General features: G+C 74.6%; 12 protein-coding genes. 10 read left to right on the top strand and 2 right to left on the bottom strand.

Features of this window, described 5'->3' with window-relative positions:
- Positions 1–65 precede the first annotated feature (65 nt).
- From CO540_RS11585 to CO540_RS11545, 9 genes are all read left to right on the top strand, one after another.
- Positions 66–2,903 carry a Na+/H+ antiporter subunit A gene (locus CO540_RS11585; RefSeq protein WP_099162037.1) on the top strand — a complete coding sequence of 946 codons (2,838 nt, stop codon included), beginning with the start codon at positions 66–68 and terminating at the stop codon, positions 2,901–2,903.
- 173 nt (positions 2,904–3,076) lie between these two features.
- On the top strand, positions 3,077–3,553 hold the full coding sequence (locus CO540_RS11580) for a Na(+)/H(+) antiporter subunit C (RefSeq protein WP_099162036.1): 477 nt from the start codon (positions 3,077–3,079) through the stop codon (positions 3,551–3,553).
- Positions 3,550–5,055 carry a Na+/H+ antiporter subunit D gene (locus tag CO540_RS11575; protein WP_099162035.1) on the top strand — a complete coding sequence of 502 codons (1,506 nt, stop codon included), beginning with the start codon at positions 3,550–3,552 and terminating at the stop codon, positions 5,053–5,055. Before CO540_RS11580 ends, CO540_RS11575 begins: the two co-directional genes overlap by 4 nt.
- On the top strand, positions 5,052–5,705 hold the full coding sequence (locus CO540_RS11570; protein WP_099162034.1) for a Na+/H+ antiporter subunit E: 654 nt from the start codon (positions 5,052–5,054) through the stop codon (positions 5,703–5,705). The genes CO540_RS11575 and CO540_RS11570 overlap by 4 nt, the downstream gene beginning before the upstream one ends.
- Complete coding sequence (locus tag CO540_RS11565; protein ID WP_091579786.1) at positions 5,702–5,965, top strand: monovalent cation/H+ antiporter complex subunit F; 264 nt, start codon at positions 5,702–5,704, stop codon at positions 5,963–5,965. Before CO540_RS11570 ends, CO540_RS11565 begins: the two co-directional genes overlap by 4 nt.
- Complete coding sequence (mnhG, locus tag CO540_RS11560) at positions 5,962–6,297, top strand: monovalent cation/H(+) antiporter subunit G (RefSeq protein ID WP_099162033.1); 336 nt, start codon at positions 5,962–5,964, stop codon at positions 6,295–6,297. The genes CO540_RS11565 and mnhG overlap by 4 nt, the downstream gene beginning before the upstream one ends.
- A 165-nt stretch (positions 6,298–6,462) precedes the next feature.
- Entirely contained in the window at positions 6,463–7,818 is a 1,356-nt protein-coding gene (locus CO540_RS11555) for a hemolysin family protein (RefSeq protein WP_099162032.1), read from the top strand.
- Complete coding sequence (locus CO540_RS11550; protein WP_091579773.1) at positions 7,815–8,879, top strand: hemolysin family protein; 1,065 nt, start codon at positions 7,815–7,817, stop codon at positions 8,877–8,879. Before CO540_RS11555 ends, CO540_RS11550 begins: the two co-directional genes overlap by 4 nt.
- 84 nt (positions 8,880–8,963) lie before the next feature.
- Positions 8,964–9,893 carry a sporulation protein gene (locus tag CO540_RS11545; protein ID WP_099162031.1) on the top strand — a complete coding sequence of 310 codons (930 nt, stop codon included), beginning with the start codon at positions 8,964–8,966 and terminating at the stop codon, positions 9,891–9,893.
- Positions 9,894–9,971: 78 nt separating this feature from the next.
- Here CO540_RS11545 and leuE read toward each other — a convergent pair whose 3' ends face one another.
- Both leuE and CO540_RS11535 read right to left on the bottom strand, forming a co-directional pair.
- Positions 9,972–10,634, bottom strand: a complete 663-nt coding sequence (gene leuE, locus CO540_RS11540) for a leucine efflux protein LeuE (RefSeq protein WP_099162030.1) — start codon at positions 10,632–10,634, stop codon at positions 9,972–9,974.
- Entirely contained in the window at positions 10,631–11,878 is a 1,248-nt protein-coding gene (locus CO540_RS11535) for a bifunctional pyridoxamine 5'-phosphate oxidase family protein/GNAT family N-acetyltransferase (protein WP_099162029.1), read from the bottom strand. The genes leuE and CO540_RS11535 overlap by 4 nt, the downstream gene beginning before the upstream one ends.
- 38 nt (positions 11,879–11,916) lie before the next feature.
- On the opposite strand from CO540_RS11535, the gene CO540_RS11530 reads away from it, so the two are divergent.
- Positions 11,917–13,251: an aminotransferase class I/II-fold pyridoxal phosphate-dependent enzyme gene (locus tag CO540_RS11530; RefSeq protein WP_099162028.1), complete on the top strand. Its 1,335-nt coding sequence runs from the start codon at positions 11,917–11,919 to the stop codon at positions 13,249–13,251.
- The last annotated feature ends 28 nt before the right edge of the window (positions 13,252–13,279 follow it).

The raw sequence follows: 13,279 nt of genomic DNA, 5'->3' as shown, positions 1-13,279 counted from the left end.
GTGGCGTCTGATCGGTCGTACCCGCAGCGTGCCCCCGCGCGCTGTCGCCTCGACCGGGAGTGCGTGTGCTCGTCCTGCTGATCCTGCACCTGGTGGCGGCGCTGCTCGCCCCGCTGCTGGTTCGCACCTGGGGTCCGCGCGCCTGCCTGCTGCTCGCCCTCGCCCCGGCCGCCACGGCCGGCTGGGCGGTGGCCCACACCGGGGCGGTACGCGACGGCGGCGCGGTGGTCGAGACCTACCCCTGGATCGCGCAACTGGACCTCGACCTGGCGCTGCGGGTGACCACGCTGTCCTGGCTGATGCTGCTGCTGGTCGGCGGCGTCGGCGCGCTGGTGCTGGTCTACTCCGCCCGCTACTTCGAGGCCGGCTCCGTCGGGCTGGCCCGGTTCGCCGCCGTCATGGTCGCCTTCGCCGGGGCGATGGTCGGTCTGGTCGTCTCCGACGACCTGCTGCTGCTCTACGTGTTCTGGGAGCTGACCACGGTCTTCTCCTACCTGCTGATCGGGCACAGCACCGAGCGCCGGGCCAGCCGGTGGGCCGCCGCCCAGGCGCTCACCGTCACCACGCTCGGCGGGCTGGCCATGCTGGTCGGGTTCCTGCTGCTCGGCCACCACGCCGAGGGCTACCGCTGGTCGGTGGTGGCCGCCGCGCCGCTGCCCGGCAGCGGCTACCTGGTCACGGCGGTGCTGCTCGTCCTCGCCGGCGCGCTGGCCAAGTCCGCGATCTTCCCGTTCAACGCCTGGCTGCCGGTGGCGATGGCCGCGCCCACGCCGGTGAGCGCGTACCTGCACGCCGCCGCGATGGTGAAGGCCGGCGTCTTCCTCCTGGGGCTGCTCGGCCCGGCGCTCGCGTCGGCCGGACCGTGGCGGCCGGTCACCGTGGTCGCCGGGCTGGTCACGCTGGTGATCGGCGGGTGGGCGGCGTTGCGGCAGACCGACCTGAAGCTGCTGCTGGCGTACGGGACGGTCAGCCAGCTCGGCCTGCTCGCGGTGATGTTCGGGGCGGGTACCCCGAAGGCGGCACTGGCCGGCGTGGCGATGCTGGCGGCACACGCGTTGTTCAAGGCGGCCCTCTTCCTCGTCGTGGGCATCCTCGACCACGAGGCCGGCACCCGGGACCTGCGGGACCTGTCCGGGGTCGGCCGGGCCGCCCCGGTGCTGGCCACGGTCGCCGGGCTGGCCGCCGCCTCGATGGCCGGGCTGCCGCCGCTGCTCGGGTTCGTGGGCAAGGAGGCGGTGCTCGCCGCGTTCACCGGAGACCCGCTGGTGCTGGCCGTGCTGGTGGCCGGCAGCGCGCTGACCGTCGCCTACAGCATCCGCTTCCTGTGGGGCGCGTTCGGCACCCGGCCGGGCGTGCCGGACACCGCCATGGCGCGGCCACCGGCCGCGATGCTCGTGCCGCCCGCGGTGCTCGCCGTGGCCGGGCTCGTCGCCGGCCCGGCCGCCGGCTGGTTGAGCGGCCTGTTCGAGCCGTACGCGGAGCTGTTCGGCCCGGTCGAGGAGCACCTGGCGCTGTGGCACGGGCCCACCGTGGCGCTCGGCCTCTCCGCCCTGGTGCTGGCCGGCGGCGTGGTGCTGCACCTGGTCCGCGGCCCGCTCGCCCCGGTGCTGGCCCGGCTGCGGTGGCCGGTGGGCGGCAACCAGGGGTACGAGTGGGTGACGCACCGGTTCGACCTGCTCGCCATCGAGGTCACCGGCGCCACCCAGCGCGGCTCGCTGCCGCAGTACCTCGGCACCGTGCTGGTCGCCCTGGTGCTCGTGCCGGGCACGGCGATGCTGGCCACCGCGCCCTGGCGGGTCGACCTGACGCCCTGGGACAACCCCGTCCAGTTGGTGGTCTGCGTGGTGATCGCGGTCGCCGCGGTGCTCGCGGTGGGCGCGCGCCGCCGGCTCACCGCGATGCTGCTGGTCGGCGTGACCGGCTACGGCACCGCGATGATGTTCGTCCTCTACGGCGCGCCGGACCTGGCCCTCACCCAGTTCCTGGTGGAGACCGCCACCATCGCCGTGTTCGTGCTGGTGCTGCGCCGGCTGCCGGAACGTTTCTCGGCCCGGCCGCTGCGCCGCAGCCGCTGGGTGCGGCGGTGCGTCGGGCTCGCCGCCGGTCTGGTGATGGCCGGTCTGGCGCTGGCCGCGTCCGGCGCGCGGCGGGCGCCGTCGATCTCCGCGGCCTTCCCGGACCTCAGCGTCGCCGAGGGGTACGGCCGCAACGTGGTCAACGTGACCCTGGTCGACATCCGGGCCTGGGACACGATGGGGGAACTGGCGGTGCTCGTGGTGACCGCGACCGGGGTGGCCAGCCTGATCTTCGAGCGCTCCCGCACCGGGCCCCGGCCCCGCCGGCCCCAGCCGGCCGGGCTGCGCCCCGGCGACCGGCGCACGGTCTGGCTGCGCGGCGGGCAGACGCTGCGCGAGCGGCGGCGCTCGATCGTGTTCGAGGTGGTCACCCGGCTGATCTTCCACACCATGCTGCTCTTCTCGCTGTTCCTGCTCTTCTCCGGCCACAACGCGCCGGGCGGCGGGTTCTCCGGCGGGCTCGTCGCCGGCCTCGCGCTGGCCCTGCGTTACCTGGCCGGCGGGCGGTACGAGCTGGCCGAGGCCGCGCCGGTCGGCGCCGGGATGGTGCTCGGCACCGGGTTGGCCGTCTCGGTCGGCAGCGGGGTGGTCGGCCTGGCGCTGACCGGCGACGTGCTGCAGAGCGTGAAGGTGGACCTGTGGCTGCCCCTGGTCGGCCATTTCTACCTGGTCACGTCGCTCTTCTTCGACATCGGCGTCTACCTGGTGGTGGTCGGGCTGGTGCTGGACATCCTGCGCAGCCTGGGTGCCGAGGTGGACCGGCACGTGGAGGCCGCCGGCGAACCGGGTCGCGGCCTGACCGTCCAGCGCGAGGGCGGGACCCCGTGAGCGCGAGGAGTGAGCCGGGGTTGCGAGCCCCGCAGTCGCGATCAGGGGAGGTTCCGTGAGCGCGAGGAGTGAGCCGGGGTTGCGAGCCCCGCAGTCGCGATCAGGGGAGGTTCCGTGAGCGCGAGGAGTGAGCCGGGGTTGCGAGCCCCGCAGTCGCGATCAAGGGGGGTTCCGTGACGCGGGGGGCGGCCGGGCCGACGTTGGTGCTGGTGCTGGCGGTCGGGGTGCTCGTGGCCACCGGCGTCACGCTGCTGCTGGAACGCAGCCTGACCCGGATCCTGCTCGGCGTGATCCTGCTGGGCAACGGGGTGAACCTGCTCATCCTGCTGGGCGGGCGGTCCGGCGAGGCGCCGCTGGTCGGCAGCGCGCCGGCCGGTGACATGAGCGACGCGCTGCCGCAGGCCATGGTGCTGACCGCCGTGGTGATCACGTTCGGGTTGACCGCGTTCCTGCTGGCGGTCGCGTACCGCAGCTGGTACACCAGCGGCGACGACGAGGTGCAGGACGACCTGGAGGACCGGCAGATCGTCCGGCTCGCCGAGCGCAACGAGGTGTCCACCGCCGACCTGGGGGGCGAGGGCCCGGACGACGACCCGGAGCAGGTCGACCCGGAGCCCGCCCGCCGCCGACTGCGCCGGGACGGCACATGAGCTGGCTGGTGCCGCTGCCGGTGGTGGTGCCGCTGCTCGGCGCCGCGCTCACCCTGATCCTGGCCGGACGGCCCCGGTTGCAGCGGTCGATCAGCGTGTTGTGCCTGAGCAGCGTGCTGGTGGTCGCGGCGGTGCTGCTCGTGCAGGCGTACCGGCAGGGGCCGGTGGTGGTGCGGGTGGGCGGCTGGCCGCCGCCGGTCGGCATCGTGCTGGTGGCCGACCAGTTGGCGGCGCTGATGCTGGTGGTCTCCTCGGCGGTCACGCTCTGCGTGCTGCTCTACTCGATCGGCCAGGGGCGGGGGGAGACCAGCGAGACGGCGCCGGTGAGCATCTTCCACCCCACCTATCTGGTGCTCACCGCGGGCGTGACGAACGCCTTCCTGGCCGGCGACCTGTTCAACCTTTTCGTCGGCTTCGAGATCCTGCTCGCCGCGAGCTTCGTGCTGATCACGCTCGGCGGCACCGAGGCGCGGCTGCGCACCGGCTCCACGTACGTGGTGGTCAGCATCCTGTCGTCGATGCTGTTCCTGTCCGCCGTGGGGCTGGTCTACGCGGCCACCGGCACCCTGAACATGGCGCAGCTCGCCGGCCGGTTGGACGCGCTGCCCTCCGGCGTACGCCTGACCCTGCAGCTCATGCTGCTGCTCGCGTTCGGCATCAAGGCGGCGGTCTTCCCGGTCTCCGCCTGGCTGCCGGACAGCTACCCGACCGCGCCCGCGCCGGTCACCGCCGTCTTCGCCGGCCTGCTCACCAAGGTCGGCGTGTACGCCATCATCCGCACCGAGACGCTGCTGTTCCCGGGCGGCCAGGTGGACGGCCTGCTGATGGTGGTGGCCGGCCTGACCATGGTGGTCGGCATCCTCGGCGCGGTCGCCCAGTCGGACATGAAGCGGCTCTTCTCCTTCACCCTGGTCAGCCACATCGGCTACATGATCTTCGGGGTGGCGCTGAGCAGCGTCGCCGGCCTGTCCGGGGCGATCTTCTACGTGGTGCACCACATCACCATCCAGACCACGCTCTTCCTGGTCGCCGGCCTGGTCGAGGAGCGGGCCGGCAGCACCGACCTGCGCCGGCTGGGCGGGCTGGCCCGGATCACCCCGCTGCTCGCCGTGCTCTTCTTCGTGCCGGCGATGAACCTCGCCGGCATCCCGCCGTTCTCCGGCTTCCTGGGCAAGCTGGGCCTGCTCCAGGCCGGCGTGTCGGCCGGCGGTCCGCTGCCCTTCGTGCTGGTCGCGGCCGGGACGGCGACCAGCCTGCTCACCCTCTACGCCGCGTCCCGGGTGTGGAACATCGCGTTCTGGCGGGCGCCCCGGCTGGCCACCGACACGCCGATCGTGCGGCTGCCCGGCCTGATGGTCGGGGCCACCACCGCGCTGGTCGCGATCGGCGTGCTGCTCACCCTGGCGGCCGGGCCGCTGTTCCAGGTCACCGCCGACGCCGCCACCGACCTGCGCCAGCGCACCCCGTACGTGCGGGCGGTGCTGCCCCGGGACGTGCCGTGACCGACGACCTGCCCCCGGGTCGGGGCCCCGTGGGGGAGCCGACCGGCGACGCACCCCAGGCCACGCCGCGGCCGGACCCGCCCGCGCCGGCGGTGGGCCGGGGCGGGCGGCGGCGCGACCAGGCGCTGGCGCTCGGCTGGCTGGTCGTCGCCTGGCTGCTGCTCTGGGGCGACGTGTCCTGGGGCAACCTGCTCGCCGGCCTGGTGCTCGGCACGGCCGTGCTGGTCTTCTTCCCGCTGCCGCCGGTCACGTTCGGCGGCCGGCTGCGCCCGGGCGCGCTGCTGGTGCTGGCCGGCACGTTCGTGGCCGAGCTGGTCAGCGCCAGCCTGCACGTCGCCGCCGTCGCGGTACGCCCCGGCTACCGCCCGCGTGGCGCGATCATCGCGGTGCCGCTGCGGGTCCGCACCGATCTCAACCTGGCGCTCACCGCCGAGGTGATCTCGCTGGTGCCGGGCACCCTGATCCTCGACATCGACCGCGCGCGGGGCGTGCTCTACGTGCACGTGCTCGACGTCCGCGGCCCCGAGGACCTGGCCGGCAGCCGCGAGCGCGTGCTCTCCGTCGAACGGCGCATCGTCCGCGCCGTCGGCTCTCCCACCGAGGTACGGCAGCTCGACCTCGAACCCGTCGAACGGAGGAACCACCCGTGACCGTCCTGCTCGCCGTCGCGCTGACCGTGCTGCTCTCGGCCACCGCGCTGCTCGCCCTGGCCCGGATCTACCGCGGCCCGTCCCTGCTCGACCGGGTCGTCGGGGCCGACCTGCTGCTGGCGGCCATGCTCGGCGCGGTGGGGGCGGAGGCGGCGGTCAACCGGCACGCCAGCACGCTGCCGATCCTGGTGGTGCTCTCCCTGCTCGGGTTCGTCGGGTCGGTGTCGCTGGTCCGCTTCGCCGTCCGGGCCGAATCGTGAGCGCGAGCGGGGTCGCGGACTGGGCCGGGGGGATCCTGCTGCTGGCCGGGGCGCTGCTCAGCCTGGTCGCCGGGATCGGGCTGGTGCGCTTCCCGGACACGCTGGACCGGATGCACGCGGCCACCAAGCCGCAGGTGCTCGGTGTGCTGCTGCTCCTGGCCGGCCTGGCGCTGCGCCTGCGTACGCCGTCGGACCTGGGCATGCTGGTGCTGGTGGCGATCTTCCAGCTCTCCACCGCGCCGGTCGCCGCGCAGATGATCGGCCGGGCCGCCTACCGGTCCGGGCGGGTCGACCGGACGCTGCTGGACGTCGACGAACTGGCCGAACGGTGAGGAACCAGACGTGGGGGAGGCTTTTCGGCACCTTCAGCGGGCGTCCAGCGAGCACCGATAAAATGGCGGCATGATCGACTCTCCTGCCCCGGAGGGCAGCAGTAGCCGGCCGGGTCGTACCCGGCATCTTCCCGACCCGACGACCCCGGGAGCCCTGAACCTCCCGTGCTGATCCTCGTCGGCCTCCTTCTCATCATCGTGCTCACCGCCGCCACCGGTTACTTCGTGGCCCAGGAGTTCGGTTACGTCGCCGTGGACCGGGGCAAGCTCAAGCAGCTCGCCGACGGTGGCGACCGTGCCGCGGCCCGGGCCCTGGAGGTCACCGGGCGGCTCTCCTTCATGCTCTCCGGCGCCCAGCTCGGCATCACCGTGACCGCCCTGCTGGTCGGTTACGTCGCCGAGCCGTTCCTGGGCGCCGGGCTGGCCGAGCTGCTCGGCCTCACCGGCGTGTCCAGCGCCGTGGCGCTGCCGCTGTCGGTGGTGCTCGCCCTGGTCATCGCCACCGTGGTGCAGATGGTCCTGGGCGAGCTGGCCCCGAAGAACCTGGCCATCGCCCGGGCCGAGCCGCTGGCCCGGGCGCTGTCCCGCTCCACCCTGATGTACCTGCGGATCGCCGGGCCGCTGATCACGCTCTTCGACCGGGCCGCCGTACGGCTGCTCCGGCGGGTCGGCATCGAGCCGATCGAGGAGCTGCCCAGCGGCGCGACCCCGGAGGACCTGGAACAGATCATCGCCGAGTCCCGGGAGGAGGGGCACCTCGATGCGACCATGTCCGACCTGCTCGACCGGGGCCTCGACTTCCGGGAGCTGACCGCGGGTGAGGCCATGGTGCCCCGGGTGGACGTGCACACCGTCCGCGCCGACGAGCCGGTCAGCCGGATCGTGGAGATGCTCGACACCGGCCACTCCCGGTTCCCGGTGCGCGGCGCCGAGGGCGTCGACGACCTGGTCGGCATCGTCGGCATCGCCGACGTGCTGGGGGTGCCCCCGGCCGAGCGCGCGACCACCCGGGTCGACGCGGTGGCCGTACCCCCGTTGTTGGTGCCCGAGACGCTGCCCCTGCCGACGGTGCTGGACCGGCTCCGGTCCGGGCACCGACAGCTCGCCTGCGTGGTCGACGAGTACGGCGGCTTCGCCGGCGTGATCACGCTGGAGGACCTGGCGGAGGAGCTGGTCGGCCCGATCCGGGACGAGGACGACCCGCCGGAGCGCGCTCCGGCGCGGCAGGAGGACGGCTCGTGGGTGGTGCCGGCGCGCTGGCGGATCGACGAGGTCGCCGACAGCACCGGCATCGAGCTGCCCGAGGCGCCGGAGTACGACACGCTCTCCGGGCTGGTCATGCGGGAGCTGGGCCGGGTGCCCGAGGTCGGTGACCGGTTGGAGATCGCGCAGGTGGTCGACGGCGACGAGTCGGCGTCCGGGCCCCGGGTGCTGGTCGAGGTGCTGGCCGTGGACCGGCACGTGGCCGACGCGGTGCGGCTGCGCCCGACCGCCGACGTGCCCGGGGAGGGAGCGGCATGACCCCCGGTTTCGCGCTCATCTTCTCCGGAGTGCTGCTGGCACTCAACGGGTTCTTCGTGGCGGCCGAGTTCGCGCTGGTCGCCTCCAAGCGGTACCGGCTGGAACAGTCGGCGGCCGGTGGTGGCCGGGCGGCCCGCGCGGCGCTGGACGGCGTCCGCGAGCTGAGCCTGATGCTGGCCGGCGCCCAGCTCGGCATCACGCTGTGCACGCTGGGCCTCGGCGCGTTGGCCGAGCCGGCCATCGAGCACCTGCTCAGTCCGCTGCTGCACGCGGTCGGCCTGCCGGACGCGGCCAGCCACGTGGTGGCCCTGGTGTTCGCGCTGGGGCTGGTCACGTTCCTGCACCTGGTGGTCGGCGAGATGGCCCCGAAGTCCTGGGCGATCACCGACGCGGAGCGCTCGGCGATGCTGCTGGCGCTGCCGTTCCGGGCCTTCGCCCGGATCGCCCGCCCGGTCCTCTCCCTGCTCAACGGGCTGGCCAACGCGATGCTGCGACTGGTCGGCGTGCAGCAACAGGACCAGCTCGCCCAGGTGCACGGCCCGGACGAGCTGCGCATCCTGCTCGAGCAGTCCCGGGAGCACGGCCTGCTCGGCGCCGAGCAGCACCAGCTGCTGACCAGCATGCTGGAGTTGCAGGGCACCACCGTGGCCCAGGTGATGGAACCGTTCGACCGGATCGTCACGGTCCGCCGGGACGACACCGCCGAGCGGATCGAGCACGTCTCCCGGGACAGCGGCCGGTCCCGCCTGGCCGTGGTCGACGCCGGTGGCGAGGTGTGCGGCCTGGTCCACGTGCGGGAGGCGGTGCGCGCGGTCACCACCGGGCGCCCGGCGACCGCCGAGGAGCTGATGACGAACGCGTTCACGCTGCCCGCCGAGGCGTCGGTGACCGAGGCGGTGGCCGCGATGCGCGGCCGGCAGGCCCAGCTCGCGCTGGTGCGCAACGGCGGCGGGCCGACCCGGCCGATCGGCTTCGTCGCGCTGGAGGACCTGCTGGAGGAGGTCATCGGCGAGTTCGACGACGAGACCGACCCGGTGCCGCGGGGCCGGCGGATGCGCTGACCGCCTCCTGACGCGGTGGCGGTGTCCGGAGCACCCGGACACCGCCACCGCGCATGCCCGCGCGGGTGGCGGGAATGCCACCGCATGCGGCTGACCGGGGTGTCGCGGGGGTCGGCCTGGACCGGGCTGTCGGTCAGCACCACGCTGCCGAACCCGAGCACCCGGCCGGGCCTGCGCCTGCCGGGGCGGGTGATCCTGCGCGCCGACGGCGCGGACGTCCCGGTCCGGCACATCCGGTTGGGGCTGGTCACCCAGGTCGAGCCCGAGGACCCGGGGTCGCCGCGCCGGCTCGTGCAGTACCACCGGTGGCCGATCGCCGGGCGGTTCGTGGTGCCGGCCGGGCGGCGGCGGGCGGTCGACTTCGCGGTGCCGCTGCCGTGGGAGACGCCGGTCACCATGTTCGGCGGGGTGCCGCTGCTGAGTCTGCGCACCGGGCTGCGCACCGAGGTGTCCGTCGACCCGGACCTGGACCAGGGCGAGATGGTGCCGGTGCTGATCCATCCGCTGCCCACCCAGCAGCACCTGCTCGCCGCGCTGGACACGCTCGGCTTCGTGATGCGCCAGGCCGGGTTCCAGCAGGGCCGGCTGCCCGGGCTGGAGCAGACGTTGCCGTTCCAGCAGCGGCTGGGTTTCTGGGCCGCTCCGCTCTACGCCGGCCCGATGACCGAACTCGAAGTGATCATGGTGACCACCTCGGTCGGCATGGAGGTGCTGTTCTGGCTGGACCGGCGGCTCTCTCTGGCCGGCGTGACCCACCAGAGCATCAGCCGGTTCCGGGTCTGGCACGCCGGCGCCGACCAGCGGGACTGGGTGGCGACCGTGGACGGCTGGCTGCGGCACGCCATCGACCGGCACGCGGCGGCCGCCTCGCACGCCGACTGGTCGGCCACGATCCGCGAGTCGGCGCACGTCAGCCGCCACCCCGACCAGCCCGTCGCCCCCGGCTACGGCCTGGGCGGCACCGCCGGCGGCGCCGGCGTCGGTGGCGGCGGGAGCGGCGGCGACGGCACCTGAGCGCCGTGCCCGCCCCGCGCGCGGGTGTTAAGAAGGGGCCCTTCCTCTACCGATCGCGTTAAGAGGGGGCCCTTCCTTTCAACCCGCGGCGAGCTTGAGGCTGAACCCGAGGAACAGCATCGCCACGGCGGTGGTGCCGGTCGCGGCGAGTCGCCGACGCCGCTGGAACTGGGCGGCCAGGAACGTGCCGGTGAAGATCAACGCGGTCAGGTACAGCACGCTGGTCACCTGCGCGATCAACCCGAGCAGCAGGAACGACAGCGCCGGCCAGGCGTAGCCGGGGTCGACGAACTGGATGAAGAACGACACGAAGAAGAGGATCGCCTTCGGGTTGAGCAGGCTGATCGTCAGCGCCCGCCGGAACGGGTCGCGCTCCGCCGCCGGCTCGACCTCGTCGATCAGGCGCGGCGTGGCCGGGTCGTTGCGGTCGCGCCAGCGCCGCCACGCGCCGCGCAGCATGGCCAGCCCCAACCACCCGAGGTACGCCGCGCCGGCGTACTTGATCACGAGGAACAGCGGCGGGTACGCCCGGAGCAGCGAGGCCACCCCGGCGGCGGAGAGGACCATCAGCGCGGCGTCGCCGACGAAGACCCCGGCCGCGGCCCGGTAGCCGGTGGCCACGCCCCGGCGGGCGGCGGTGGCGAGCACGAAGAGCGAGTTCGGGCCGGGCAGCAGCACGATCGCCACGGTGCCCAGCACGTACGTCCCGATGTCGGTGATCCCCAGCACGCCGGACATCATGACCCGGCCGGCACCGCCGGGCGAAGCCGTTCCCGCAGCCTGAGCTGTGCGTTCGGCCACTCCTGCGCGAGCATCGAGTACTGCACGGTGTCCCGCCAGGATCCGTCGGGCCGCTGCTTGTGCTGCCGGAGCACGCCCTCGCGGGTCGCGCCGAGCCTTTCGATGGCGCGCTGCGAGCGCTCGTTGCGGATGTCGGTGTGCCAGACCACGCGGACCGCGTCCAGCTCCTCGAACGCCCGGGTGAGCAGCAGCAGCTTCGCCTCGGTGTTGACGCCGGTCCGCCACCAGGGCCGGCCCAGCCAGGTGTAGCCGATCGCCAGCGACCGGCGGGCCGGGTCGATCTCGTACCAGGAGGTGGTGCCGACCACGGCGCCCGTCGTGGCGCACCGCTGCACCCAGCACACCTGCTCGCCGCGCTGCTGGGCGTCCAGGTAGGCGGTCACCACCCGGCGCATCTCGGCGACGTCGGCCGGCTGCGGACCGCCGAGGTGCCGCCACACCTCGGGATCCTCGGTGGCGGCGTGCAGCTCCTCGGCGTGGGAGAGGTCCAGCGGCTCCAGCACCACGTGCTCCCCGCGCAGCGCCACCGGGTCCCGCCACGGCGACCCCGCCGGTCGCAGGTACGCCGGCACCGGCGCGGTGACGCCCGGGGCCGGCTCGGGCCGCCCGGGCGTGAGGCGCAGCGGCAGCACGCCGGCCCAGTACGGCAGGCTCTCGTCCGCCGGCTCGTCGTTGACCCCGCCGGTGCGGGTGCGTACCGACACCTCGCGCAGCGGCAGCGCGAGCACCGCCGTCTCGGCCAGTTCGCGCCGGCTCGGCGGCCGGCTCTCGGCGGACCGGCCGGTCGCCACCTTCTCCACCAGCGCGGTCAGCACGGCGGCCTTCTCGGCGGCGTCGTCGACCAGCCGGGCGGTGCCGTGCACGACCACCGACCGGTAGTTGGCGCTGTGGTGGAACTGGGAGCGGGCGTAGACCAGCCCGTCGAGGTGGGTGACCGCGACGCAGACCGGCAGCCCGGCGTCGCCCCGGGCGGCGAGCAGCGGCCGGCTGCCGGTGGAGCCGTGCAGGTAGAGGGTGTCGTCGACGCGGACGTGCAGGGTCGGCAGGACCCGCGGCTCACCGTCCACGGTGAACGCCAGCGCGCAGTGGTACGCCTCGTCCAGCAGCGCGTGGGCGGTGGCCCGGTCGTAGCGCATCCGGTCCCGCGTGCGGGTGGCGGTGGTGCGTGCGGTCGGGGGGTACATGCGGCATCCCACCTTTGTTCTAGTACAATGCTCAAACTGTGGCAGCACATTATCAGATCAGTGGTTCCACGTCGGCGGCCATTTCGGCGAGCGTGGAATCCGGCATCCGCGCCGGCGCGCTCGCCCCGGGCGACGCCCTGCCGGCGGTCCGGGCGCTCGCCGGCGAGCTGGGCGTCAGCCCGGCCACGGTCGCGAAGGCCTACCAGGACCTGCGGCAGCGCGGCCTGGTCGTCACCGCCGGCCGGCACGGCACGAGGGTCCGGCCCCGCCCGCCGGTGGCCACCCGCCGCGCCGCGCTGGCGCCGCCTCCGCGCCCCGGCACCCGGAACCTCTCCGCCGGGCACCCCGACCCCCGGCTGCTGCCTCCGCTCGGGCCGCACCTGGCCGCGCTCGCCGCCGAGGCCGGGACCCCGACCGGATACGCGGACGCCGCCGTCCTGCCCGAGCTGGCCGCCGTCGCCCGGGACCGGTTCGCGGCCGACGGGGTGCCGGCCGCCGACCTGACCGTCACCGGGGGCGCGCTGGACGGCATCGAACGGCTGCTCGCCGCGCACCTGCGCCCCGGCGACGCGGTGGCGGTGGAGGACCCGGGCTGGGCCAACCTGCTCGACCTGGTCGCCGCGCTCGGGCTGCGTACCGTCGGGGTGCCGGTGGACGACGAGGGCCCGACCGAGCCCGGGGTGCGGGCCGCGCTGGCCGCCGGGGTGCGCGCGCTGGTCGTCACCAGCCGGGCCCAGAACCCGACCGGGGCGGCCGTCTCCGCCGACCGGGCGGCGGCCCTGCGGACGCTGCTCGCCGGCCGGGCCGACCTGCTGCTGATCGAGGACGACCACGCCGCCGAGCTGGCCCGCGTACCCCTGCACCCGCTCGCCGGGGCGACAGCGACGTGGGCCTTCGTCCGGTCGGTGAGCAAGCCCTACGGGCCCGACCTGCGGCTCGCCGTGCTGGCCGGGGACGAGGCCACCGTCGCCCGGGTGGCCGGCCGGGCGCGGGTCGGCGCCGGTTGGGTCTCCACCGTGCTGCAACGCCTGGTCCTGTCGCTCTGGCGCGACCCGGCCACCGCCGACCTGGTGCGGCGCGCGGCGGACAGCTACGACCGGCGGCGCGACGGGCTGGTGGCCGCACTCGCCGCGCGTGGGCTGGCCGCGCACGGACGCACCGGGATCAACGTCTGGGTGCCGGTGCCCGACGAGACGGTCGCGGTCACCGCCCTGCGCGACGCCGGCTGGTCGGTCGCCCCCGGCAGCCCCTACCGGATCGCCGCCGCCCCCGCCGTCCGCGTCACCGTCAGCTCCCTCGACGAGGGTGAGCTCTCCGTGCTGGCCGACGCGCTCGTCGGCGCGTTGCGTCCCGGCCTCACCTTCACCACCTGACCGGCGGGGCCCCGCTCGACGTCCTCGC

Origin of the sequence: Micromonospora sp. WMMA2032, assembly GCF_002688545.1 — a bacterium.
Taxonomy (GTDB): domain Bacteria; phylum Actinomycetota; class Actinomycetes; order Mycobacteriales; family Micromonosporaceae; genus Micromonospora; species Micromonospora sediminicola.
Note: the sequence above shows the minus strand (reverse complement) of the source record. Positions and strands in the feature narration are given on the sequence as shown.